This is a genomic window from Desulforamulus putei DSM 12395, assembly GCF_900129195.1.
Classification (GTDB): domain Bacteria; phylum Bacillota; class Desulfotomaculia; order Desulfotomaculales; family Desulfotomaculaceae; genus Desulfotomaculum; species Desulfotomaculum putei.
In genome coordinates this window covers 71,119-95,519 of the sequence record NZ_FQUY01000010.1, presented here as the reverse complement: position 1 = coordinate 95,519, position 24,401 = coordinate 71,119, and the positions used below count along the sequence as shown (strand labels likewise).

Genomic DNA, 24,401 nt, shown 5'->3' with positions numbered 1-24,401 from the left:
TAATTTCTGGTTACCCTTGCGCGTTCGTCCCGACTTTCGCTTTCCGGCGCTTTCGTTATTACCTGGAGACAGCCCTGCCCAAGAACATAAATGAGCAGCGGAGGGGAATTGATCCATATTGGTTCCTGTTTCAGCTAAGATTTGTTCAGCTGTGCGCCGTCCCACCCCGGGAATGGTATCCAACAGCTCCAGGTCATCCTCAAAAGGGAGCATTCGGTCCTTAATTTCTTTGTCCAGTCTGTTTATTTCATCAGAGAGAAAGTCAATGTGACGTAGTTGGGTTTTGAGCATCAGTTTTTGGTGTGGGCCGATCAGACCATTAAGTGCCCTTTTAAGATCTGCTTTTTTGTTTTTCAACCTTCCAGCAAGTTATAGATGGGTTTCCAATACGAACCGGTGCTTTCCATCGCCACTGGGTGCAACCTTTGGTTTTAAGCCAGTCCACCATAGAAATAAGGTCATCGATCATCGTTGAAAATGTGCAAATCTTAGGCTTATTGGGCTCGGTGTAGCCGTTCAGGTTGTAGGTCTCTCCCTGCGGTACCTGCTGGTTGAGGTATTGTTTGATTGCCGAAATGTCGGGGGGGTTCTGGCTGCCTTCGGACTGTTCCGCTAACGCTCCGGTGGCCAGGTCAAGAGCCAGACAACCGGTCAGGATACATGTTATGATTTTTTTTATATGTTCTCATCTCCTTTCAAATTCCACCAAAAGTTTTTAGGCTGTATACATAGTTTTTATCCTTAATAGACCTGATCAACGTTTCATCCGCTGTCCAAAATTGGCAAACCTCGTTTGACTGCCTGGAAATGATCTCGGCTACTGCCAGGTATGTGGCATCATATAAGGTAGGGAGCTTTTCCTTTACCGCAATATGCCAGGCAGCCCTTATGACAACTGAATCATTAAGGTAATTTAAAATCCCCAGGTTATTGAATGCTTCCCAGGCAATCTCTGCCTGGTCGGGTGTAATCATTTTTTTATTGACCTTTTTTCGTAGAACACTTCCCACTTCGGCCCATGCAAAACCTGGCAAAACAACTGATTGCCTTTTTTCCAAAATTTTTTCCATTAAGGCATCTGCTTTATCGCTATCTTCTTCCAAAACCAGCAGCTTAATTAAAACACTGCTGTCCAGGCAAATAAAACTACTCATTTTCTCCATCCCCCTCCCTTAATTGCCTTATAAGGGGAGTAGAGTCCGGCTGCAGTTTCATTTGATTCCTTAGCCGGGATAATTGATTTAATGCCTTTTTGGTAGCCTCCATTTTTTCATATTGTTCGGCCTTCATAACCTTTTTCTGTAATTCTTCAAACGCATTGGCTTCAATAATGTAGACCACGGGCTTAGATCTTTGCAGCACCATCACCGGCTCTTTGGTTTTAATTACATGGGATATTATTTTACTGGCGTTTTGTCGTATTTCAGTCACATTAAACATATCCATTAAAAACACCACCTTTAATAGTATATATTTTTATAATACAACAAAACACTAGTTTATAAAAGGTTACTTTTAAAAAATTACATATTTTCCACCTGGCTATTCTAAGATATACACCTATTGTCGTTGGTAAACTACCCATCACAAAATAACCCCCGGCCCTTTAAAGACCGGGTTGCTGGTTACAGGTTGTTTTTACCATATTTTCACTGTACGACTTGATATTTTCAAAAGAAAATTTCATAATAGTGTTGGGAGTACTAATAACAGGAATTGAAACATTCTTTTAAAGGGCGGTTTACCAATGTCAAATAAATCAATAATAAACTACGTGATGGGCTGGCTCCTTTTTCTGACAGTTTTTGGACTGGCTTTTTCAGGGTTCGCGAGGTGGTTGATACTGCCCAGCCCGGGTCGTGGCGGCATGCGTGGCCTGGAGCATTTTTTCATATTCACGAGGCATACCTGGACGGATATTCACCATTTGCTGGCAATAATTTTTTGTTTACTTGTTCTGATTCACATATATCTGCACTGGGAGTGGTTTGTTTCAACAACGAGAAAGGTTTTCGGCCTGAGAAAGCATTAGCGGAAGGTGCTCGGATGAAACCGGACGTGGGTGCTAGGCAGCTAACTTATTAACTTTCTGTGGGGGATCTGCTTACCTAGGGTATAGCCTCCCGGTAGGCCCTCCCGCAGGAGTACGGCCCGCGCACTCTGGAAACGGAGAGTGAGTGATTGCCCGTTGCCGCAGCTGTAGAGACAAAACCGAAACAAACGCCGCCGATATATAATAATATTGCATATACCCCAGGAAGCCTCGGAAGAAAATAATCTCTTTCCGGGGCTTTGTGCATGATCTGAACTGAATCTTCGGAGGTATTAATTCTGGCAGAAGTACGCTGTTCTCAGGTTACTGTGGCCTCCACTGCGTCAAAGCAGGATATTAAGTAGTAATTGAGAATCGGGTATAATGTTGGCAAGAGAAACAAAGGGAAAGAGGTGAGAATGATTGGAGTTTAAACCCATCAACAGAATAAACCCCGGCATTCGCAAGGCTATGACCATCGAGCAGATATTCTTCAAAAACCAGAGGGAGCGCAGGCTGTATGAGCTAAGGGAGAAGCCCGTCAGGGCTGAAATCTCCCTGGTGGCAGGTGCCCTAGCCGAGGGAGAGGCTAAAGGCTTTGCAAAAGGCAAAGCAGAAGGTAAAGCTGAAATTCTAAGTAAATCGGTGAATAAGAGTGTTTGACTCTAAAATTAGAGGGTCAGACCGATTTAGAATTCATTTGCAAACTGCTGAAATAAATCTTCCCGTACTTTTTCATGTTCATCACGATTTGTAACCTGGCCGCTTTCTAACAATTGTTTATACAGCCAATAGTCATAAATCGCCTGTTTTAGAGCCCTGATGCCAAGTAAAGAACAGTGCTTTTTCTGTTCAGGTAAACCACCCAAAAAATCCACCACATCATCATCCGTTAACTTAAGGGCTTCCTCACAAAGTTTTCCCTTTGCTAACTCTGTGACTGCACTGGAAGTTGCCACCGCTCCTGCACAACCATATACTCTAAATTTAATATCATTTATTCGCTCATTTTCAACTAAAATAGTAATTTCACAGACATCACCGCAGCCTACCTCACCAATTTTACCACGACCATTGTAATTTTTTACTACACCTACATTTCGTGGGTTTGTGAAGTGATCAAGGGTCTTTTCGTTATAAGTAATGGAAGAATTATTAATTTGTTCGTCAATCATATGTAATGTGCCTCCCTTAACTGTGCTTCGATACTTATACATGCGTCTAATAGATATATTGAGACGTTTAATTCGATATGTCTTCATAAGCATACTACTATATTCCATTAAATGGTTCAATACCTTTTAGGAAAAAGCTTCGCGGGTTGTCTGCATTGGCTGGTACAGTATCAAAATAAATGAGTTACAATATTCTGCTGGTGTGTAACATAAACCAAAAGCTGGCGAGCTGGATAATTTAAGCGGCGGTGTTCAAGGGAGTAATGCTAACTGAGGAATTTACACATAATTTAGGACTTGATCATCTTCCAAAAGTGAAAAACATTAACAAATTAAATTTTATAAAATCAGGCAAATTATAAATGATATCTAAGAAAAAACAAAACTTTGGGAGGTGCCAGATGAAGATTAAAGCCAAAAAGCAAAGGGCCTTTAACACGAGCGCCATGACGTCCGGCGGCAATTACGACGCGGAAGCTGTCCGGGAACCGGCAGTCACCGGACGGACCAGGGCCGGTAATCAAAAAACAATGAAGTAGTTTAACACGTCCGTTATGACTTCGGCAGAAATCACAACCAGGGGAGGGATATGAATGGCCAAGAAGGAGAAGAACCGGGGGTTGATCGAGGGTACGGTGAGAAAGACCGGCGACTTTTTGGAAGAAGTCGGTACTGAACTGGGATTGACCGAACAGCCGAAGGTAAGCAAACAAAAAAACAGGAACAAGTAAGATAATAAGGCCAGAAAACTCTGGCCTTATTGTCCTGGTATAAACCCAATGGGCTTTCTTTGTTTTTTGGTGGGCTTTAGCCGGGCTAAAATATAGACTTCCTGTTGTTCGGCCTGGTTGAAATACATGCTGACGAACAAATAACCTTCTGCCAGCAGCCTGTTGGCTTCCTCGATTCCAATGACCCTCGTTAATTCGGTGACGGTTTCGTCGCTCCCAACGGAAATACCGGACAGATTACCGGAACTGCAAGTGGTGCAACTCAATGCAAACCCTCCTTTAGATGCCTTTTTTGATTTTGTTTATAAAGAAATTCAATAAATAGTTTAATATCATTATACCAAGTTTTGCCTGTAAAAGCATAACCGTCAGAAAAATTGCCAATACTAACGTATGAATGTGTTTTATAAAGGAGGGATCGTATGCCTGTTCGGGTGGGGATACCGAGGGCGTTGCTTTATTATTATTACTTTCCCCTGTGGAAAGAATTTTTGGAACGGCTGGGAGCCGAGGTGGTTGTTTCCGACCGCACCACCAAGGGTATCCTGACCCGAGGTGTGCAGCATTGTGTGGATGAAGCCTGCCTGCCGGTTAAATTAGCCTTCGGTCATGTGCAAAATCTGGTGGACAAGGGAGTGGATTTCATCTTTTTACCCCGTATGGTCAGCGTGGCCCACAGGGAATATATCTGTCCAAAATTTCTGGGTTTTCCGGATATGGTGAAACAAAATATCACCGGGTTACCGACGGTGCTTGATACTGCCATCAATCAAAGGAAAAAGCAAAGGGATATCCACCAGTTTACCCGGCAGGTCGGTGCGGCTCTGGGGAAAGGTCCCATTCAGTCCTGGCTGGCGTTTCAAAGGGCCTGGGAGACCCACCAAAAGTACATGGGGCTGCTGGAGCAGGGGCTGCTGCCCGAGGAGGCCATGTCTGTCCTGGCAGGGAAAGAGCCAAAACAAACAGCGGACAATACCGACCTGACGGTGGCGGTCATCGGTCACCCCTATAACATTTACGACCCATTTATCAGCATGAACCTGATTAACCGGCTGCGAAAATCCGGGGCCAGGGTGCTGACGGCGGACAACCTGACGGAGCAGATGGTGAACCAGGGGGTTAAGAGGCTGCCCAAAAAGCTTTTCTGGACCCTGTCTCGGCGCATGACCGGCGGCGCCTTTAACTACCATGACCAGGGGAAGGTGGACGGCATCATCCATGTGGCGGCCTTTGCCTGCGGACCGGATTCCATGACCGGAGAGTTGATTGAGAGATTTATCCGCCGGGAAGGAAAGGTGCCCTTTATGAACATCAACCTGGATGAACATACCGGGGAAGCGGGGATCGTCACCCGTCTGGAAGCCTTTTTGGACATGGTGCGCTGGAGGAGGACAGCCGTATGAAGGTAACCTTCCCACACATGGGCTACATGTATGTGTCCCTGAAGGGGATGCTGGAATACCTGGATATCGAGGTTGTGGTGCCGCCGCCCTGCAGTAAGCGGACGCTGGATCTGGGAATGAAGCATTCCCCTGAATTTGCCTGCCTGCCCCTGAAGTTAAATATCGGCAATTTTATCGAGGCCCGGGAACTGGGGGCCGACACCATCATGATGGCCGGTGGCTGCGGCCCCTGCCGCTTTGGCTATTATGCCTATGTGGAGAATGAAATATTAAAAGATTTAAACATTCATTACAATCTGGTGGTATTGGAGCCCCCGGAAAAACATATCGGGGAACTGCTGGGACGCATCCGGAAAATCACCGGCAACCGTCCCTGGATCAAGGTGATCAAAGCCCTGCGCTTTGGTTATTTGAAGGCTAGGGCGGTGGACGAAGTGGAACAGATGTCCTTTCAAATACGACCCAGGGAACTGGTCCGTGGCGCCACCGACAGGGCCTTGCAGGAAGCGGTGGATGAGATTGAACGGGCAAAGAAACCGGAGGAAATTCCTTTTGCCCTGAACCGGGCCAGGGAAATTATGGAGGCGGTTCCGGCGGACATGTCCCGGCCGGTCCTCAAGGTGGCCTTGGTGGGCGAAATCTATACCCTACTGGAGCCCTTTTCCAATGTGAATATTGAGCGGCACCTGGGTTATCTAGGTGTTGAGGTGGAGCGCTCCATGATGCTCAGCCAGTGGATTAACGACCACCTGTTTATGGGCCTGGTGAAAAATGTGCCCAGCAGCGAAAGGTTCAAAAAAGTGGCCTCGCCCTATTTGTGCCATTTTGTGGGAGGGCATGGCGAGGAAACCGTAGGCGCTGCCGTATGGTATGCCCGGCAGGGCTTTGACGGGGCCATTCAAGTGTTGCCCTTTACCTGTATGCCGGAAATTGTGGCCCAGAGTATTTTGCCCAAGGTCAGCGGGGATACCGGTCTGCCGGTGATGACTCTCATTATGGACGAGCATTCCGGCGAAGCCGGCATGATCACCCGGCTGGAGGCCTTTATTGATTTGCTGCACAAAAGGAAAGAACAAAAGGAGGTATTAGCTTCCTGGTGAAAGGTTACCTTGGCATTGATGTAGGTTCTGTAAGTACCAATATTGTCTTTATGGATGAAGACACCAATGTTTTAGAAAGTTTGTACCTGCGTACCAACGGTCAACCGGTGGTAGCGGTGCAGCGGGGCTTGAAGCAGATCAGTGAAAAACTACCCCCCCATACGGTGGTCAGGGGAGTAGGGACAACCGGCAGCGGGCGGCAACTGACAGGTATTGTAGTGGGGGCGGATGCCATAAAAAATGAGATTACCGCCCATGCCGTAGCGGCTTCCCACCTGGTACCGGGTGTACAGACGGTCTTGGAAATCGGGGGGCAGGACAGCAAGATTATCATCCTGCGCAACGGCGTAGTAACTGACTTTGCCATGAACACCGTTTGTGCAGCGGGCACGGGAAGTTTTCTCGACCAGCAGGCCAGCCGGCTGAATATTGCCATTGAAGAGTTCGGGGACATTGCCCTAAGGGGTAAAACCCCGGTGCGGATTGCCGGGCGCTGTGCGGTTTTTGCGGAATCCGATATGATCCATAAACAGCAAATGGGCTTTAACCTGGAGGATATTTTGGCGGGATTGTGCGAAGCCCTGGTACGCAATTACCTGAACAACGTGGGAAAAGGCAAAGAAATTCTCGGTCCGGTGGTGTTCCAGGGAGGCGTAGCCGCTAACGCCGGCATGCGCCGAGCCTTTGAGAGGGCCATCGGCATGGAGGTCCATGTCCCCAAATACTTCAACGTGATGGGAGCGGTAGGGGCAGCCCTTTTGGCCAGGGACGCCGTGTCCAGGGGTGTGCCCACCCGGTTCAAAGGCTTTGGCGTGGCGGATCTGGAATATAAGGCCGGCAGCTTTGAATGTGACGGCTGCCCCAACCTGTGTGAAGTGATCGAAATGGCCGAGGCGGGCCGGGTCATCGCCCGCTGGGGCGACCGCTGCGGCAAGTGGTCCAACGCCCTGGCCGCCGGCAATTGCAGTTAACCATATTGAAGTGAAAATGCCCGTTGAAGAACGGGCATTTAGTATCTCCAGGGCGCCCCTTACGGAGTGAATTGGTACGGCCCAAACATTCCCGGCTGGTGCGGCGGCATATGATGATACATAATATGGAAGGATTTTCATTTTGGTACCGTTTGGAGGAAGAGAACCGGTCAGCGTCGAAAAGTCATAGGGCAAATCAATTTAATTTAAATGAAGTTAGGAGAATTGCTTGATGCGCGATGAAATAAATCTGTACCGGCAAATTGCCAGTGAACTGGATATTAGAGAAAAACAGGTGGAGCAGACTGCCAAGCTGCTGGATGACGGGAACACCATTCCCTTTATTGCCCGCTACCGGAAAGAGATGACCGGCGAGTTGGATGAGGTGCAAATCAGGAAGATCTCCGAGAGGTTGACATCCCTGCGCAATCTTGTAAAGCGCAAGGAGGAAGTGATTCATTCCATTGCAGAGCAGGGCAAGTTGACAGAGGAACTGAGGGAGAAAATTTTAGCGGCCGCCACCGTTACAGCGGTGGAAGACCTGTATCAGCCCTACCGGCCCAAGCGAAAAACCCGTGCCGGTGTGGCCCGGGAGCGGGGGTTGGAACCCCTGGCCCGGTGGCTGTGGCAAGCTCCTGCCGGTGCCAACCCGCTGCAGCAGGCTGCCGGGTTTGTCAATCCCGAAGCAGGCGTTGCCACACCGGAGGATGCACTGCAGGGAGCCATGGACATCATTGCGGAAATGGTTGCCGATGACCCGGAAACCCGTGGCTGGGTGCGGGACTTTACCTTCCAGCGGGGCGAACTGGTCTGCCAGGTGAAAAACCAGGAAGCGGACCAGCGGGGGGTTTACCGGATGTACTACGAGCACCGGGAGCCGGTGAAACAGGTGCCGCCCCACCGGGTTCTGGCCATTAACCGGGGTGAGAAGGAAGAAATTCTCAAGGTAAAAATAGAAGTTGCCGAGGAAGCGGTTTTAGATAAAATGAACCGCCGCTGGGCGCCAGCCCAATCCGGCGCTGTGGACATTCTGCAAGAGGCGGTGCGGGACGGTTACCGGAGGTTGTTGGCCCCTGCGGTGGAGCGGGACATCCGCAGCCGGCTCACCGAAGTGGCAGAGGAACAGGCCATCAACGTATTTTCCAAAAACCTGCGGCAGTTGCTTTTACAACCCCCGGTCAAGGGCAAAAATGTTCTGGGGATAGACCCCGCCTACCGCACCGGCTGCAAGTGGGCGGTTGTTGATGCCACCGGCAAACTGCTGGAAGTTGGCGTAATTTATCCCACTCCTCCACAAAATAAGGTGGAGGAGTCAAAGGTGGAAATTAACCGTGTGGTTAACCAATACGGGATTGATATTATTGCCATCGGCAACGGGACGGCTTCCAGAGAAACCGAACAGTTTGTGGCGGACCTGATACAAGAACAGGGCTGGCCAAAAGTCCGCTATATCATTGTCAATGAGGCCGGTGCCAGCGTCTATTCGGCCTCGGAACTGGCCGCCAGGGAATTTCCCGGTCTGGATGTGGCCCAGCGCAGCGCCGTTTCCATTGCCCGGAGACTGCAGGATCCCCTGGCGGAGCTGGTTAAAATTGAACCCCGGTCCATCGGCGTGGGTCAATACCAGCACGATGTGGCTCCCAAGAGGCTGGAGGAAAGCCTCAAGGGAGTGGTTGAATCAGTGGTGAATATGGTGGGGGTGGATTTAAATACGGCCTCTGTCTCCCTCCTATCCTACGTGTCCGGCATTAATACTGCGGTGGCGCAGAACATCGTCAAATACCGGGAGGAAAACGGTAAATTTTCTGAACGGACCCAACTGAAAAAAGTACCCAGATTGGGACCAAAAGCCTTTGAACAAAGTGTTGGCTTTTTACGCATACTGGACGGCCGTAACCCCCTTGATAAAACCGGTATCCACCCGGAATCCTATCCTGTGGTGAAAAAGCTGTTAGAGGAAATTGGTTGTGCCCAGTGCGACATTGGCAGTGCGGAAATGAAAACCAAACTGAAACAGGTGGACCTGGAAAAAATGGCTGCCCGGTTGGATACCGGCGTGCCAACCCTGCGGGATATTATTGACGGGCTGTTGCGCCCTGGCAGAGACCCCCGGGAAGATTTACCGGGCCCCCTGTTCCGCAGTGACATCCTGAAAATTGAAGACCTGCAGCCCGGTATGGAATTAAAGGGAACTGTACGAAATGTGGTGGACTTCGGAGTTTTTGTGGATGTAGGGTTGAAAAACGACGGGCTGGTGCATCGTTCCGAACTCAGTGACCGCCGTTTTCGTCACCCGCTGGATATCGTTTCAGTGGGGGATGTGGTGAACGTAAGGGTTCTTGCAGTGGACGTTGAAAGGGGAAGAGTCTCCCTGACCATGAAAGAGAAACAGTAAGGCCCTCCCTGCCATGGCCTGAATAGAACCAAATTTGTCTCTACTTTAATAAAACTGTTTAATTACCAGCGAAAAACATGTATAATATAATCATTGAAGTGGTTCTGTTTGCCTTCAACAGAGAAGGGTAGGTCATGGCAATGGTAGCGGACCGAAGGGAATTGTTATGGAGAATTGAAAGGGCCATGCTATCTATGCAGGCTTTAGGTTATAGCCCGGAACAAATTGAAAAGATCCTGCGGGATGTTTTTCGACACCAACCCCAGGGGATTTATACCAACCAGCAGTTGTTACCCATGGTACAGGACTTGGAAAAAAGGGTCCACCAGGCAAAACGGTGGATACTTTATTTAAACAGCGGTAGCTGCGGCTTGAACCCTGCATCTAAAGCAAGTAGACACCCTCCGGCAGCAGACTTAAGGGAAGACATCCAATAATTACCAGTTGAAGCAAAATCATTTATTGTATATAATAAATTGTCTGGTTAGTTAATATGTCTTTTGTGGGAGGGGTGTTCTTCATATGACCGAAAACAGGGTTTACGATTATATATTGACTCCCGAAGAACTAAAAGAGATCTGGGCAAAATACGGGAAGCCGGGCGAGATTGCTCCGGGTACCAAGGCCGCTAAAAAGCGTAATCATAGAAAAAGCCAGCAAAACATTGAGGAAACTGAAAAGTCCTGTTAAAAGTTCCCTGCCCGCCTGTGAGGCGGCAGGGAATTTTTGGATTCCAGCAAGTATACAGCATTATAAAGCATAGAAACTTGACCCTGTTTTTTTGCCCATGCTATAATTTACACAATGCCGAAAGACCTCATCTCACACGTATTTTATGTATGGCGGCCCAAGTAACCCTTGTGGCCGTTCAATATTATTAGGCTTTTTACCACAATGTGGCATAGTCATGCAGTGACAATTTTAACCACCATTGGCGTAGTATAGTTTGGGAGGAGAAGCACATGAGACTACAGGGAACTATGCGTGTTAATGATAAGAACCACCTGGAAATCGGCGGTTGTGACACTGTGGATCTGGCCAGGGAGTTTGGCACCCCCCTTTATGTAATGGACGAAGCCATGTTCAGGCAGAACTGCCGCGCCTATTACCGGGCCTTTACCGAAGCATACGGTGCGGAAGTCATTTATGCCAGCAAAACCTTAACCAATCTGGCCGTTTGTACCATTGTTGAGCAGGAAGGACTGGGCCTGGATGTGGTATCCGGCGGCGAATTGTATACGGCGGCCAGAGCCCGCTTCCCCATGGAGCGCGTTTATTTCCACGGCAACAACAAGTCGCCGGAGGAACTGCGTATGGCCCTGGAATATAAGGTTGGCCGTATCGTGGTGGATAACCGGTACGAACTGGAAATGCTCAATGCCGTTGCCGGGGAACTGGGAGTAAAGGCAAAGATCATGCTTCGCCTGAGTCCCGGTGTGGAAGCCCATACCCACGAGTACATCAAAACCGGCCAAATTGATTCCAAGTTTGGCCTGGCCATTGAAAACGGCATGGCCATGACCGGGGTTAAACGTGCCCTGGAACTGCCCAATGTTCAACTAAAGGGTTTCCACTGTCACATTGGTTCCCAGATCTTCGAGTTGCAGTCCTATGCCCATGCGGCGGAGGTCATGATGACCTTTGTGAACCATGTTTACCAAGAGACCGGATATACGGCGGAAGAATTAAATATGGGCGGGGGATTGGGCATTTACTATTACCAGGGTGACCAGCCCCGCCCGGTTAAGGAGTACGCGGATGTCATGATGGGTGCCATAAGGGCCATAGCAGCTGAATTTGATTTGCCTGTGCCAAAGGTCATCGTAGAGCCGGGCAGGTCTATTGCCGGTCCCGCCGGCATTACCCTTTATACCGTCGGAGCCATCAAAGACATTCCAGGTATCAGAAAATATGTTGCCGTGGACGGCGGCATGGGGGATAACCCCCGCCCGGCCCTTTACCAGTCCAAATATGAAGCCTGCGTGGCCAACCGGATGAATGAACAACCGGCCGAAAAGGTCTCCATCGCCGGCAAGTGCTGCGAATCCGGAGATATGTTAATTTGGGATATTGAACTGCCGCCATTACAACCCGGAGATATTCTGGCCGTATCCAGCACAGGGGCCTATAACTACTCCATGTCCATGAATTACAACAGATTGCCCCGTCCTGCCATGGTACTGGTGAATAACGGCAGGGCCGATTTAATCGTCCGGCGCGAGGACTATGCAGATCTCATTCGCAACGATATTATACCCGAACGTTTGCGCAGCACCGTGGTTAAACTGGCGTCTTCTCGATAAGGAACAGGCACCCGCAAGGGTGCTTTTCTGTTATCTCTTGGTTACAGACCTTTAATCCTGGAGAAATTTAGTGTATAATGGAATGTATTTACATAAAGTAACATTTTCTTCAGGGGGTGTACTGGTTGGAGATTATCACCACTCACGTCAACACAGACCTGGACGGCCTGGCCTCCATGGTGGCAGCCCAGAAACTTTATCCTGGAGCGGAACTGATTTTTCCCGGCAAATTATCCCGCAACGTCGAAGAATTTCTTGCCCTGCATAAGGACACCCTCAAAAATGTTCGCAACATTAAGGACATCAATATTGACAAAGTGAAACGTCTCATCATGGTGGACACCAAAAGCCCGGGGCGGGTTTCCAAACTGAAGGAATTGTTTGGCCGGCCCCAGGTGGAGGTGCACATCTACGACCATCATCCCCGGGCGGAAGGGGATGTTTGCGGGAAAGTGGAGGTTGTGGAGCCCGTGGGAGCCGCCACAACCCTTCTGATTGAGCGGATTAGAGCCAGGGGGCTGGAGATTACGCCCCTGGAAGCAACCATTATGATGCTGGGAATCTATGAAGATACCGGCTGCCTGGTTTTTACCAATACGACACCCAGGGATATCCGGGCGGCAGCCTTTTTGCTGGAACAGGGCGCCAACCTGGCTGTGGTGGCAGATTTTTTAGGCCGCCCGCTGACCCAGGATCAAAAGGCGCTGTTAAAAAAGCTTCTGGTGACCGCGGAACACCATCAAATCAACGGCACGAAAGTCTTGATTGCCCGCGGCAATGTGGATGAATTTGTGGGTGGACTGGCCCTCCTAACCCATAAACTGTCTGAGATTGAGCGAACGGATGCTGTTTTTGCGGTGGTGGAGATGGAGGACCGGGTTCACCTGGTGGGACGCTGCGCCCTTAAAGAAGTCAACTGTAAGGAGATCATGGAGCAATTCGGCGGCGGGGGGCACCCGGCAGCCGCTTCTGCCACCATTAAGGGCCAGACCGTTGATGAAGTGGCGGACCGCCTGCTGGAGCTGATTCGTAAAATGATCCGGCCTCCTCTGACCGTGAAAGATATTATGTCCAGTCCCGTCAAGATGGTCTTCCCTGAGACAACCATTGAGGAAGCAGGCAAAATTATGCTGCGGTACGGGCATACCGGTTTACCGGTGATCAAGGACGGCAAACTGGTGGGCGTCATTTCCCGGCGGGATGTGGAAAAAGCAACCCATCACGGCCTGGGTCATGCTCCGGTGAAGGGTTATATGACCGCCAATGTGATCACGGTGCACAAAGATATGAATATCAACGATGTTCAGGACTTAATGATTGAAAAGGACATCGGTAGGCTGCCGGTGGTGGAGGGAGACAGGGTCATCGGCATTGTTTCCCGCACCGATGTGCTGCGGACCCTCCATGAAGGATTTAAAGGGCGTTATTCCACCACCTACACCCATAAAGCGGCCACCAAAACCACCAATATTAAACCGGATTTACAGCGGGTATTGCCCGGCCGCATTATGAATATCCTTACCAGGGCCGGGGAAGTGGCCGAAAAAATGGGCTACCAGGTTTACGCCGTAGGCGGGCTGGTGCGGGATGTGCTGCTCAAGGTAGAGAACCTGGATGTAGACCTGGTGGTGGAAGGCAACGGCATTGAGATGGCCGGCGAACTGGCGAAAGAAATCGGCGGGCGGGTGCGCCCCCATGAGAAATTCGGTACCGCGGAAATTATTTTCCCGGACGGTTACTGGGTGGATGTGGTGACCGCCAGGGTTGAGTATTATGAATATCCTGCCGCCCTGCCCCAGGTGGAGCAGTCCTCCCTCAAACACGACCTTTATCGCCGGGACTTTACCATCAATGCCATGGCAGTGGCCTTAAACCCCGACCGGTTCGGGGAACTGGTAGATTACTTTAACGGCAGGGAAGACCTGCAAATCGGCGCCATCCGGGTTTTGCACAACCTGAGCTTCATTGAGGATCCCACCCGTATCTTAAGGGCCATACGTTTTGAACAAAGGTACGACATGGCCATTGAGCCGCAAACCCTCCGGTTGATTAAGGAGGCAGTGAGGGAAAAGATCCTTGCCCGCCTCAGCACAGAGCGAATGTGGGGAGAACTGAAAAGTATCCTGGAAGAAGCGGATCCGGAGCATATGCTGGACCGTATGTCGGAGCTGGGGGTATGGGATTATCTTTTCCCGGAAATCACCTTCTGGGAAGTCCAGTATGTGATCAGTGAAATCCCCCAGGCCCTCATGATTCTGCGCAACTGGGGCTGGACTGAACCTGCTGAAAAGTGGTTGCCCTATTTCCTGGGCATATTACACCTGACCACCCAGGAAACGGCCTATCAAATTTGCCGGCGGTATAATTTGGGACGCCGGCAGACCGACAAGGTTTTAGATACCATCGCCTATGGCCGGGTGGCCTTGAAGAGGCTGTCTGCCACCGAGGAAGTCCCCCTCTCGGAATTGACTAAAATTGTGCAGACCCTGCCCAGGGAAGCCTATCCGTTATTCTTGACATTGTTGGAAGACAAAACGGCCATCCGCCGTTTCCGAATGGTGATGGAATCGGTGCATAAAAATAAACCCACTGTAAATGGGAAAGATATACGAGAAATGGGTTATCAACCCGGCCCGATGTACCGCAAGGCCCTGGATGCGGTGTGGCGGGCCAGGCTGGACGGTTTGGTGCAGTCCCGGGAAGAAGAACTGGCATATGTCCGTTCCTATTTAGAACACCATAACGCACCCAAAATACAGCCCAAACAACCGAAGGCAAGTTCCTCCCAGGCCAACCGCCCAAAGCAAAGCAAGCAGGCCCAAAAGTAAAGGGGGCGAAGGCAAATGTTTGGTGTGCCATCCATGGAAGAGGTTATTTATAAACTGTTGTTAATCTTTTTTGCTTTGCCGCTGCATGAGTATGCCCACGGGTTGGTTGCCTACAAGTTGGGGGATCCTACTGCCAAGTATGAGGGCAGACTCACACTTAACCCCATCAAACATCTTGATCCGCTGGGGACGCTGTTGATTTTCTTTGGCCCCATCGGTTGGGCGAAGCCTGTTCCTGTCAACCCCTTCCATTTTGCAAACCGGAAGCGGGGCATGATGCTGGTCTCCCTGGCGGGGCCCGGCGCCAATTTTCTGCTGGCAGCCATTGGGGCCGTGCTGTTAGGGATTTTTTATCAATCTCCTGTTTTAGCATATATCTTTGAAAATTTTATGATATTAAACGTCTGGTTGGCAGTTTTTAACTTGCTGCCGCTGCCCCCCCTGGACGGTTCAAAAATTTTGGCAGGGATCTTACCGGGGCGCCAAGCGTGGTTGTATGAACTGGAAAGGTACGGTTTTGCCATTCTGTTTCTTTTGATATTCTTTGGTTTTTTAACGCCGATTTTGATTTTTTTTGCAAGCCCGGTGATTAAATATTTGGCTGTTCTGGCAAATTTCATTGCCGGGTTACCACTATAAGTTAAAGGAGATATCAATATGGTTGTTAAAGGGACAATTTTGAGCGGGATGAGGCCCACCGGCCGGCTGCATCTGGGCCACCAGAGTGTTCTCGATAACTGGGTTGGTTTACAGGATGAATATAATTGCTTTTTCATGGTGGCCGACTGGCATGCTCTGACCACCGGCTGGGAAGAATCGAAGGAGATTGGCCAAAATACGTTGGAGATGGTGGCCGACTGGCTGGCTACAGGCCTGGACCCAAATAAAAGCGCCATTTTCCGCCAGTCCAGAATTTTGCAACATGCCGAACTGCATTTGATGTTTTCTATGGTAACTCCCCTGTCCTGGCTGGAACGGGTTCCCACCTATAAAGATCAAATCCAAAAATTGGGAGAAATAGGAAAAGACATCAACACCTACGGCTTCCTGGGGTATCCTTTGCTGCAGGCAGCGGATATTCTGCTTTACAAGGCCAATGCCGTTCCGGTGGGAGAAGATCAGCTGCCCCATATTGAATTAACCCGGGAGGTGGCCCGACGCTTTAATCACTTGTTTAAGCCGGTCTTTCCGGAACCCCAGGGCATCGTGAAAAAAGAAGTGGCTGTTTTACCCGGCATCGACGGGGCTAAAATGAGCAAGAGCTACCATAACTATATTTCCATCGGTGCTGACCCGGAGGAGATTAAGAAAAACGTCAACCTGATGATTACCGACCCGGCCCGGATTCGCAAGACCGACCCGGGGAACCCGGAGGTTTGTGTGGTGCATAAATTTCACCGCATCTATAACCCGGACCTTTTGGAGAGCATCGAAGAGGCTTGCAGGGGCGGCCGCATCGGCTGTGTGGCCTGTAAGAAACAGCTGGCCGGTTCCCTGGAGCAGCATTCGGCAGGGGTGCGTGAGCGCCGGCAAGAAATCTTGAGCAAGCCGGGGTATATTGAAGAAGTTTTAAGGGACGGCGAGGAAAGGGCCCGGGTGGTGGCCGGTAAGACCATGGAAGAAGTCAGGGAAGCCATCTTTGGGGGTCAGGCTTAAGGGGCAAGCTAAAAATGCGGGTGATTGTTGATTGTCTTACAAAGTGAAGCTTTCCACCTTCGAGGGTCCCCTGGACCTGCTGCTGCACTTGATCGATAAAGACCAAATCAATATTTACGACATTCCCATTGCCCAAATTACTTCCCAGTACCTGTCTTATCTCGGACAGATGCAGGAGTTAGATATGGATGTGGCCAGTGAATTTTTAGTGATGGCGGCAACACTGGTGTCCATTAAGGCCAGGATGCTGCTGCCCCGCTCGTCCGGGAGACAGGAAGCGGCGGGAGAGGGACCGGACCCCAGGGAGGAATTGGTGCAGAGGCTTTTGGAATACCGCAAGTTTAAGGAAGTGGCATCTTATCTGAAGGACCGGGAAAGGCAAGCGGGAAAAGTATATACAAGAAAAAATTCCATTGAGCTGTATCAACATTTGTTTAAGCCGCGGCATCCCCTGGGCGGGGTGACCATGGAGGACCTGCTGCAATGTTTGCAGCAGGTCCTCCAGAGGGCGGCAGCCGGTCTTACTGTTCCTGAGGAAATCACCCGAGAGGAGATCCAGGTTCCCGAGAAAATGCGCCAGTTGATGGCCAAGCTTCTCTTGTACCCTCAGGGGATACTCTTTTCCAGGCTTTTCGGTGAAAAAGCCGGCCGTTCGGAAATCATTGTGACTTTTCTGGCTATTTTAGAACTGTTAAAATGCGGCCAAATCAAGGCCCTGCAAAATGAGACCTTTGGTGAGATAACCATCTTGCGTCGAACTCAGGATTTAACTGAGGAGGCTTGAGGATTGGCTGTATTATTTAGAGATCAGACCAAAGCAGCTTTAGAAGCATTGCTTTTTGTGGCCAGTGAACCCCTTTCGGTACAAACCATGGCTCGCATCACAGAAGTAGATGCGGCAGACGCACTGGAACTGCTGCGGGAATTGGCCGGGGATTATGAAAGAAGGCCCGGCGGACTCAAGTTAGTTGAAGCAGCGGATACCTGGCAAATGTGTACGAGGCCTGAATATGCTCCTTATATCGAAAGGCTTTACAGGAAAAGCGGTACCGGTTTGTCCAGAGCGGCGGTGGAAACCCTGGCCATTATCGCCTACCGGCAGCCCATTACCAAAACGGAGATAGAACTCATCCGGGGAGTAAAGGTGGATTCGCCCATCAGTACATTGCTGGAACGCAACCTGATCGAGGAAAAAGGCCGACGGGAAGGACCCGGCCGGCCGGTTCTCTACGGAACCACCTTGGATTTCTTAAAATACTTTGGTTTAAAGGATTTATCAGACCTTCCTCCTTTGGAAGACTTTCTAGTAGAAAACATAGAGGACGAGGAACCGTAAGGCGTTGCGGGTGATTTACCCGGAAGCCTTATTTTTTGTTACTTTGGCCAGGGGGGTGCCACAGCCCTGGCAGGCGTATTCACCGGCCTGCCGGGGTATTTTTGTGGTGTGGCCGCACCTTTGACACTTAACATAATACGCCTGAGTGGATTTTATGGCCAGTACAAGCATAAGAGCGGCTCCCAGAAGACCGAGTATGAGGATGACCAAACCGATTGCCGATACCACCGGTGACACCTCCTGCCCTTTTATCCAAAATCATATCATAAATACAGGGATTGCATACCCCAATACGCATATTTCTCCAAAAATTGCTAAAAATATTATCAAATCAAAATTTTTGATTTAACAAAAATCTTTTGGAGGAGTAACGATGCGTAAAATTCTATGGTTGTTCTGTCTTAGCTTAATTGTCATGATTCCACTGGGTTGTGCTCCGGCGAAAAAACCCGAGCCGCAACCCGAACCCAGGACCATTGTAGTACCGGATGTTTCCCGGATCACCTTTGAAACCATCGATTACGACAAGGCCCCTGAGATTGTGCAGGTCCTGGCCAGAACGCTGAAGGATAAGCATTTTGCTGCCTGGACTTCGGTGAATGGCAGAAATTATGTCATTGTCAGCCAGAAAAACCTGCCGCTGGGCAGGGGCATACAAATTACTGAGATTGAACGCCGGGTGCCGGCCAATGATTTTGACTGGATCAATGTTAAATTGAAGTATCTGCCGTCTGTCCCCAACCTGCCCACGGGCCAAAAACCAGATCCGGAGAAACCGGTTGTGGCAGCTTTCACCATTGACAGGCCCGTTAAGGCCCTGGGGTTTGAAATGGAACGGGAAGCTCCCCAGGCCCGTACACCGGCGGCACCTCCCGCACCGCCCGCCGCCCCTGGGGAGAACACCGGTGCCGCAGAAAAGGGCTTAAAACTGGATTCTCCCAAACCCGGGGAACAGGTTAGAAGTCCCCTGCAGGTATCAGGAACTGCCAGCGGGGTGACAGGGGCCATAAGAATTCGTGTTAAAAATGCCGCTGGATTAACCCTGGCCGAAAAGCCGGTACAAATAAACGGCAGCAGATTTGCTACCACCATGAGCTTCAGTTCACCCTCCGGCCGAGAAAGGGGGACTGTGGAAGCCTTTGTTACCGGCGACGACGGTGTGGAGAAGGACACGGTATCTGTCCCGGTGATCCTGCTACCCGGCGTCACCGGGGAACCGGAACCCATCGGGGCGCCTTGAGCTTGAGGGTAGGTCTTTGGGGGTCAGGCCATTGGCTATTAGTCATTGACCAATAGCCAAAGGCCAAACAGCCAAATCCTGACAAAAGCTGACAGCTGAAGGCTGACCAGCTGATAGCCGGGCCCCATAGAAAGGGAGTAATTATGTGGAAGGAGTTGACCAAAGTCTGTTAACAATCATTGTGCTTGCGGGTTTAGTGCTGTTACCGGCTTTGGTCTTCTTTTCTCACATTAAAGTTCACTTAAAATACTTTCGTATTCAAGAGGATGATACCGTCAGCCTGGAATTTTTTCTCTGGGGTTTATTTCACCACAAAATCGAAGTCCCTGTGCTGATCCTCCGTCAAAAACTTTCCGGGTTTTCTTTAACTACGCGCACAGAACTGGAGACCGGCGGAGATGACTCCCGGGAAATCATGAGCCGGGAGAATCAATATACAGTCGAGAGCATCAACCAGGTCATCGAAAAATTACGAGAGTGGCTGCCCTGGATGCAGGCCATCAAGGAGGATATCGATTATTTATTACGCCATCTGGTCATAGAACGTTTTCACTGGCGTGTCAGTATTGGCACGCCGGACGCCGCGGCCACAGGGATGTTGGCCGGACTGGCCTGGGGCTTGCTGGGCAGTCTTACTTCTTTATTTTACAGAAAAATTGCTCCCAATGGCATCAAGCCAAAGATTTCAGTGGAACCAAACTTTAAAAAAGAAGGCTTTTCAACTTCTATAGACTGCATATTTAAAATTCGGATTGGCAATATTATGGTTACGGGTATAAAAATATTGAAGAAAAAGGTAAACAGACGGGGGGTGAATATTCTTGGCAGAACATCCCATAGAAGGCCTCATGAAAACTGCCATGGAAAGTATTAAAGAAATGGTTGACGTAAATACCGTGGTGGGAGACCCCGTAGAAACCCCTGATGGTAGTGTCATTATACCTGTATCCAGGGTCGCCTGTGGATTTGCTGCCGGGGGTGGCGAATATGCCGTGGGAGCCAATGGTAAGAACCAGGGAGAATCATCCGGGGCGCCCTTTGGTGGCGGCAGTGGTGCGGGGGTATCGGTACAGCCCATGGGTTTCCTGGTGGTTGGCAACGGTCAAATTCGCCTGCTGCCTGTGGACGACAGCCATGCCTTGTTTGACCGGCTGATTGATGCGGCGCCACAGATGCTGAATCAGATACAAAGCATGTTTAACAGAGGCAAAAACGCAGGAACCACCGGACCTACACAACCGATCGTTTGAAGAATGCAAAAGTGGGGCAACCCACTTTTTTATTTTGCTTTTTTAAAGGGATATACTCTTTTATGTCGAAACAACAATTGTCTCCCCATAGAACGGAGGTAATGGTTTTGATTGATCGACTGATTTCCGTTCCCCATCTTAACCAATCCCAACTATTGGCAAGGTGGAAAAAATTTATCAACGGGGAACCCATTGATGCACAAGAGATTTTTTGTGAAACTTACAATGCCTGGCAGCGGTGTCTTAAAAATGGGATTAACCCGTTTAAACTAAAAATTGAATGTTTATCCGAAGCAGAACTTCAGTACAGAAAAGCCAGGGTTCGTGAAATAATCCGTCTTTTGGAGCCTCACCTGCAGACCATTAAGAGAACGGTGAGCACTCACAGCGACCATTATTTTATTGTCGTGGCGGATCACGAAGGGTATGTTATGGAGGTTTACTGCGACAAAGAATCGGCAAGTGGTTTTTGCGATTTGCCTCTTTACCCGGGTGTTTGTTTTGCGGAGAAGTATGTGGGGAACAATGGAATCGGGTCTGTTTTAGCCATCAAAAAACCTTTGGCTGTTATTGGGGCGGAGCATTATATAGAAATTTTTCACAAATGGTCCTGCGTAGGCGCTCCCATTCTGGACGATGACGGCGCTGTTATGGCCGTCATTGAGGTGAGCATTCCCTGCGGGTCGGAAAGTCCTTATACCTTCAGTTTAACGGTGGCGGCAGCCAAGGCGGTGGAAGCAGCTCTCAAGCAGACTCAAATGGAAAGGCAGTTACAGGAATCAAAAAAATTTCTCAGACAATTGATGCAGCAACGGGACATTATTTTTAATGCCATGTCCCAGGGAGTTGTGATCCTGAATAAAGAGGGAATTGTTACCTTTTTTAATAAAGCTGCGGAGAGAATTTGGAACCTGCCGGCCAGTGAAATCGGCGGGAAAAACTTTGACTGCTTTGGTCAAGGCCGTTGCTGGCGGCCGGAACCTCTCCTGCTACGGACCATTCGTGAGGCCAGGCCCTTCACGAACATTGAATGCAAGTGCCGAAATGACCAGCATGATAAATTCCTGCTGGTAAATACCAGTTTATTGAGGGATGAAAACGGTTCTGTGGCCGGCGCCATCGGCATCTATACCGATGTCACCGAATTACGCCGTCAGGAAGCCCGCATCAGGGAACAGGAAAAACTGGCGGTGGTGGGTCAGATGGCCGCCGGTATGGCCCATGAAATACGAAATCCCCTTGCTTCGGTAAGGGGTTTTGCCCAATTAATGAGTGAAAAAATAGGGCCAATAAACAGTACCTTTAAGGAATATATGGAAATTATGATTCAAGAGATTGACCAGGCAGACAGTTTCATCAATAACTTTCTTCAGCTGGCCAGGCCAAAACCTCCCACCATGCAGCAATGTTCACTTAATGAACTCATCATCAGTTTTGCCCGCATTTTTGAGTCCCAGGCCTTTCTTCAGGGCGTTAAAGTCAAAACCGATTTACAGGGAGACCTGCCCCCCATTATCCTTGACAAGGATCAAATTAAACAAGTGCTGCTTAACTTGTGTCAAAATGCGCTGCAGGCCTTGGACATGCAGGGTACGATCATACTGGCCACCAGGTATCATAAGGAGGAAAAAGAAATTTGCCTGTCTGTTATAGATGACGGCCCGGGAATACCTCCCGAAAATTTGGACAAACTGGGAACCCCTTTCTTTACCACCAAGGATAAAGGCACCGGCCTGGGATTGTCCATTTCTTACACCATTGTGGACCGCCACAGGGGTCGTATTGAAGTGGACAGCAAGTTGGGAGAAGGGACCCGTTTCTCCATCTACCTGCCGGTGGACCAACAGTTCTAATTGGCCAACCCCCCTCATAAGATCAGGATAGGAGGACAAGGGGGGAGAACATTGGTAAACTACGTTTGGTTAGGCATGATGGTTTTTGGCATTCTGGTGGCAGCAGCCCGGGGACATATTGAAGTGGTCACCAAAGCTGCTTTGGACGGGGCACAGGTGGCAGTGAAAACTTCCCTCAGCCTGATCGCCATCATCACCTTCTGGCTTGGTATTATGAAGCTGGCTGAAGCCGCCGGTTTGGTAAGGGCACTGGCCCGTTTGGTAAGGCCGGTTACAAGTTTTTTGTTCCCCAGCGTGCCAAGGGACCACCCTGCCATGGGGGCCATTGTCATGAACCTCAGCGCCAATATTCTGGGGCTGGGCAACGCTGCCACCCCCATGGGGCTGATCGCCATGCAGGAGTTGCAAAAATTAAACAAGCGCCGGCCGGATACTGCTTCCGAGGCCATGTGCACCTTTTTAGCCCTCAACACCGGGTGTATTACCGTTATACCTACAACCATTATCGGGATCAGGGTCTTATACGGCAGCCAGGATCCCGCGGAAATTGTTGGCACCACCATCTTTGCCACCCTTTGCGGCATGACCGTAGCCATACTGGCAGACAGGATTCTGCGCAGCCTGTACCGGAACAGGTGGTGATAGCGGTGTATGAAGTCATTAACCAAATTTCTCGCTGGGCCATTCCGGTCATGCTGCTGGTCATCCCGTTGGTTGCCTTTATTAAAAAAGTACCGGTTTTTGAGACCTTTGTGGAAGGGGCGGAGGCCGGTTTTGCCACAGCCATTAAGACAATTCCTTTTTTAACCGCCATGCTGGTGGCCGTGAGCATCTTCCGGGCCTCCGGGGCCATGGAGCTGTTGGCCTCCTGGTTGGCGCCGGTTTTAAGCGTCCTTGGAATTCCCGCCGACATCCTACCCCATGCGGTGATGCGCCCGCTGTCGGGGGGGGCGGCCCTAGGCATTGCCACAGAAATCATTAAGACCCACGGGCCGGACAGTTTCATCGGCCGGCTGGTTTCCACCATGCAGGGCAGCAGTGACACCACCTTTTATATACTGACACTGTATTTCGGGTCGGTAGGCATTCGCAAATACCGCTATGCCGTAGCTTCCGGCCTGGCGGCGGATTTTACCACACTGATTGCATCCATCTTCATTTGCAAGGTGATGTTTTAGTTCCATCCAGCTCGGGAAAGCTATTTACTGAACTGGTTATTTTTTGTTTAAAATAAACGGGAAGGGATTTCATAACACACATGGATGAAAGACTGCAAAAAGTGCTGGCCAAGGCCGGTGTGGCTTCCCGGCGGCACGCAGAGGAACTGATTACCGGCGGCAAGGTTATGGTGAACGGCAGAGTGGTCACCGAACTGGGCACCAAAGTGGATGCCTATAAAGATAAAATACTGGTAAACGGCAAACCGATCCCGCCGCCGGAAAAAAAGGTCTATTTGCTCCTTCATAAACCAAGGGGTTACGTCACCACCCTCAGTGATGAGCGGGGTCGCAAAACCGTGCTCGACCTGCTGGAGGGAGTGGAGCAAAGGGTTTATCCCGTGGGTCGTCTGGATTATGATTCCGAAGGTCTGCTGCTGATGACCAACGACGGGGAACTGACCCACGCCCTGACCCACCCCAAACATCAAGTCAAGAAAACCTACCTGGCCCGGGTGGAAGGCGTGCCGGAGCCGGAAAAACTTCAGGCCATGGCCAAAGGGCTGCAGTTGGAGGACGGTCTCACCGCTCCCGCCGAAGTAAAGATTGTCGATATTCAGAACGGCCGGGCGCTGCTGCAGATCAGCATCCATGAGGGCCGCAACCGCCAGGTCAGGCGCATGTGCGAGCATATCGGTCACAGGGTGCTCCGGCTGCGCAGGGTCCGCATCGGCCCGCTGGAGCTGGGCAACCTGAAGCCCGGAGAATTCCGCCCTTTAACCAGGCAAGAATTAAAGGAACTGATGAGCCTGGCGGGCATAGGGCTGAATGAAAAGGCCCTGGCAGCGGTAAGGCCCCCTGCCAAACCGGGCCTCAGAAAAACTGTTGCCGGCGCAACGGTCAAGGGCAAAAATCCATATCATAACTGAACCTGAACTAAAAAATTGTCATAAACATCCCCCTCTGAGGCA

29 protein-coding genes are annotated in these 24,401 nt (G+C 50.1%); 23 read left to right on the top strand and 6 right to left on the bottom strand.

What is annotated here, in order from left to right:
• The 3 genes from BUB67_RS17400 to BUB67_RS08470 all read right to left on the bottom strand — a co-directional run.
• Positions 1-357: transposase (locus BUB67_RS17400; protein ID WP_143157027.1), on the bottom strand; the 357-nt coding region annotated here is incomplete at its 3' end.
• Positions 358-695: 338 nt separating this feature from the next.
• Complete coding sequence (locus tag BUB67_RS08475; protein ID WP_073238674.1) at positions 696-1,154, bottom strand: type II toxin-antitoxin system VapC family toxin; 459 nt, start codon at positions 1,152-1,154, stop codon at positions 696-698.
• Entirely contained in the window at positions 1,147-1,446 is a 300-nt protein-coding gene (locus BUB67_RS08470) for a type II toxin-antitoxin system Phd/YefM family antitoxin (protein WP_073238671.1), read from the bottom strand. Before BUB67_RS08470 ends, BUB67_RS08475 begins: the two co-directional genes overlap by 8 nt.
• 301 nt (positions 1,447-1,747) lie before the next feature.
• On the opposite strand from BUB67_RS08470, the gene BUB67_RS17395 reads away from it, so the two are divergent.
• Together BUB67_RS17395 and BUB67_RS08460 are read left to right on the top strand one after the other, a co-directional pair.
• Positions 1,748-2,032 (top strand): DUF4405 domain-containing protein, encoded by a 285-nt coding sequence (locus tag BUB67_RS17395; RefSeq protein WP_073238668.1) that lies wholly within the window; start codon positions 1,748-1,750, stop codon positions 2,030-2,032.
• A gap of 423 nt (positions 2,033-2,455) precedes the next feature.
• Positions 2,456-2,695 (top strand): hypothetical protein, encoded by a 240-nt coding sequence (locus BUB67_RS08460; protein ID WP_073238665.1) that lies wholly within the window; start codon positions 2,456-2,458, stop codon positions 2,693-2,695.
• A 26-nt stretch (positions 2,696-2,721) separates the two neighbouring features.
• Here BUB67_RS08460 and BUB67_RS08455 read toward each other — a convergent pair whose 3' ends face one another.
• Positions 2,722-3,207 (bottom strand): iron-sulfur cluster assembly scaffold protein, encoded by a 486-nt coding sequence (locus tag BUB67_RS08455; protein ID WP_073238662.1) that lies wholly within the window; start codon positions 3,205-3,207, stop codon positions 2,722-2,724.
• Positions 3,208-3,608: 401 nt separating this feature from the next.
• On the opposite strand from BUB67_RS08455, the gene BUB67_RS16405 reads away from it, so the two are divergent.
• Both BUB67_RS16405 and BUB67_RS16630 read left to right on the top strand, forming a co-directional pair.
• Positions 3,609-3,746: a hypothetical protein gene (locus BUB67_RS16405; RefSeq protein ID WP_159431822.1), complete on the top strand. Its 138-nt coding sequence runs from the start codon at positions 3,609-3,611 to the stop codon at positions 3,744-3,746.
• A 54-nt stretch (positions 3,747-3,800) separates the two neighbouring features.
• Entirely contained in the window at positions 3,801-3,938 is a 138-nt protein-coding gene (locus BUB67_RS16630) for a hypothetical protein (protein WP_200798152.1), read from the top strand.
• 26 nt (positions 3,939-3,964) lie between these two features.
• Here the strand turns inward: BUB67_RS16630 and BUB67_RS08450 are convergent, their stop codons facing one another.
• Complete coding sequence (locus tag BUB67_RS08450) at positions 3,965-4,204, bottom strand: hypothetical protein (protein ID WP_073238658.1); 240 nt, start codon at positions 4,202-4,204, stop codon at positions 3,965-3,967.
• A gap of 156 nt (positions 4,205-4,360) precedes the next feature.
• On the opposite strand from BUB67_RS08450, the gene BUB67_RS08445 reads away from it, so the two are divergent.
• From BUB67_RS08445 to scpB, 12 genes are all read left to right on the top strand, one after another.
• Positions 4,361-5,341 (top strand): acyl-CoA dehydratase activase-related protein, encoded by a 981-nt coding sequence (locus tag BUB67_RS08445; protein WP_073238655.1) that lies wholly within the window; start codon positions 4,361-4,363, stop codon positions 5,339-5,341.
• Positions 5,338-6,441 (top strand): CoA protein activase, encoded by a 1,104-nt coding sequence (locus tag BUB67_RS08440; protein ID WP_073238652.1) that lies wholly within the window; start codon positions 5,338-5,340, stop codon positions 6,439-6,441. Before BUB67_RS08445 ends, BUB67_RS08440 begins: the two co-directional genes overlap by 4 nt.
• Positions 6,438-7,412 carry an acyl-CoA dehydratase activase gene (locus BUB67_RS08435; RefSeq protein WP_073238650.1) on the top strand — a complete coding sequence of 325 codons (975 nt, stop codon included), beginning with the start codon at positions 6,438-6,440 and terminating at the stop codon, positions 7,410-7,412. The genes BUB67_RS08440 and BUB67_RS08435 overlap by 4 nt, the downstream gene beginning before the upstream one ends.
• Before the next feature lie 232 nt (positions 7,413-7,644).
• Entirely contained in the window at positions 7,645-9,807 is a 2,163-nt protein-coding gene (locus BUB67_RS08430) for a Tex family protein (protein ID WP_200798151.1), read from the top strand.
• Between the two features lie 134 nt (positions 9,808-9,941).
• Positions 9,942-10,244, top strand: coding sequence for a hypothetical protein (locus tag BUB67_RS08425; RefSeq protein ID WP_073238648.1), 303 nt, complete (start codon positions 9,942-9,944; stop codon positions 10,242-10,244).
• A gap of 85 nt (positions 10,245-10,329) precedes the next feature.
• Positions 10,330-10,497 carry a spore protein P gene (locus tag BUB67_RS08420; protein WP_073238646.1) on the top strand — a complete coding sequence of 56 codons (168 nt, stop codon included), beginning with the start codon at positions 10,330-10,332 and terminating at the stop codon, positions 10,495-10,497.
• A gap of 272 nt (positions 10,498-10,769) precedes the next feature.
• Positions 10,770-12,110 carry a diaminopimelate decarboxylase gene (gene lysA / locus BUB67_RS08415; RefSeq protein ID WP_073238644.1) on the top strand — a complete coding sequence of 447 codons (1,341 nt, stop codon included), beginning with the start codon at positions 10,770-10,772 and terminating at the stop codon, positions 12,108-12,110.
• Between the two features lie 125 nt (positions 12,111-12,235).
• On the top strand, positions 12,236-14,938 hold the full coding sequence (locus BUB67_RS08410) for a CBS domain-containing protein (RefSeq protein ID WP_073238640.1): 2,703 nt from the start codon (positions 12,236-12,238) through the stop codon (positions 14,936-14,938).
• Between the two features lie 15 nt (positions 14,939-14,953).
• The gene (locus tag BUB67_RS08405) at positions 14,954-15,577 is read left to right on the top strand and encodes a site-2 protease family protein (RefSeq protein WP_073238637.1); all 624 of its coding nucleotides are present in this window, start codon (positions 14,954-14,956) and stop codon (positions 15,575-15,577) included.
• Between the two features lie 18 nt (positions 15,578-15,595).
• Positions 15,596-16,594, top strand: a complete 999-nt coding sequence (gene trpS / locus BUB67_RS08400; protein WP_073238634.1) for a tryptophan--tRNA ligase — start codon at positions 15,596-15,598, stop codon at positions 16,592-16,594.
• A 31-nt stretch (positions 16,595-16,625) separates the two neighbouring features.
• Entirely contained in the window at positions 16,626-17,378 is a 753-nt protein-coding gene (locus BUB67_RS08395; RefSeq protein ID WP_073238631.1) for a segregation and condensation protein A, read from the top strand.
• 3 nt (positions 17,379-17,381) lie between these two features.
• Positions 17,382-17,930, top strand: a complete 549-nt coding sequence (gene scpB, locus BUB67_RS08390) for an SMC-Scp complex subunit ScpB (RefSeq protein ID WP_073238628.1) — start codon at positions 17,382-17,384, stop codon at positions 17,928-17,930.
• 15 nt (positions 17,931-17,945) lie between these two features.
• On the opposite strand, the gene BUB67_RS08385 is transcribed toward scpB, so the two are convergent.
• Positions 17,946-18,158, bottom strand: coding sequence for a DUF2614 family zinc ribbon-containing protein (locus BUB67_RS08385; protein ID WP_073238625.1), 213 nt, complete (start codon positions 18,156-18,158; stop codon positions 17,946-17,948).
• A 145-nt stretch (positions 18,159-18,303) separates the two neighbouring features.
• On the opposite strand from BUB67_RS08385, the gene BUB67_RS08380 reads away from it, so the two are divergent.
• The 7 genes from BUB67_RS08380 to BUB67_RS08350 all read left to right on the top strand — a co-directional run bounded on the left by BUB67_RS08380 (position 18,304) and on the right by BUB67_RS08350 (position 24,359).
• Positions 18,304-19,170 carry a Gmad2 immunoglobulin-like domain-containing protein gene (locus BUB67_RS08380; protein WP_073238623.1) on the top strand — a complete coding sequence of 289 codons (867 nt, stop codon included), beginning with the start codon at positions 18,304-18,306 and terminating at the stop codon, positions 19,168-19,170.
• Positions 19,171-19,315: 145 nt separating this feature from the next.
• Positions 19,316-20,044, top strand: coding sequence for a DUF2953 domain-containing protein (locus BUB67_RS08375; RefSeq protein ID WP_238456992.1), 729 nt, complete (start codon positions 19,316-19,318; stop codon positions 20,042-20,044).
• A complete protein-coding gene (gene ytfJ, locus BUB67_RS08370) occupies positions 19,992-20,420 on the top strand; it encodes a GerW family sporulation protein (protein WP_073238620.1) in 429 nt (142 codons plus the stop codon). The genes BUB67_RS08375 and ytfJ overlap by 53 nt, the downstream gene beginning before the upstream one ends.
• A 107-nt stretch (positions 20,421-20,527) precedes the next feature.
• On the top strand, positions 20,528-22,273 hold the full coding sequence (locus tag BUB67_RS08365) for an ATP-binding protein (protein ID WP_420795741.1): 1,746 nt from the start codon (positions 20,528-20,530) through the stop codon (positions 22,271-22,273).
• A gap of 51 nt (positions 22,274-22,324) precedes the next feature.
• Positions 22,325-22,915, top strand: a complete 591-nt coding sequence (locus tag BUB67_RS08360) for a nucleoside recognition domain-containing protein (RefSeq protein WP_073238614.1) — start codon at positions 22,325-22,327, stop codon at positions 22,913-22,915.
• Between the two features lie 5 nt (positions 22,916-22,920).
• Positions 22,921-23,451, top strand: coding sequence for a spore maturation protein (locus tag BUB67_RS08355; protein WP_073238611.1), 531 nt, complete (start codon positions 22,921-22,923; stop codon positions 23,449-23,451).
• Positions 23,452-23,531: 80 nt separating this feature from the next.
• A complete protein-coding gene (locus BUB67_RS08350) occupies positions 23,532-24,359 on the top strand; it encodes a pseudouridine synthase (RefSeq protein WP_073238608.1) in 828 nt (275 codons plus the stop codon).
• Positions 24,360-24,401 lie beyond the last annotated feature (42 nt).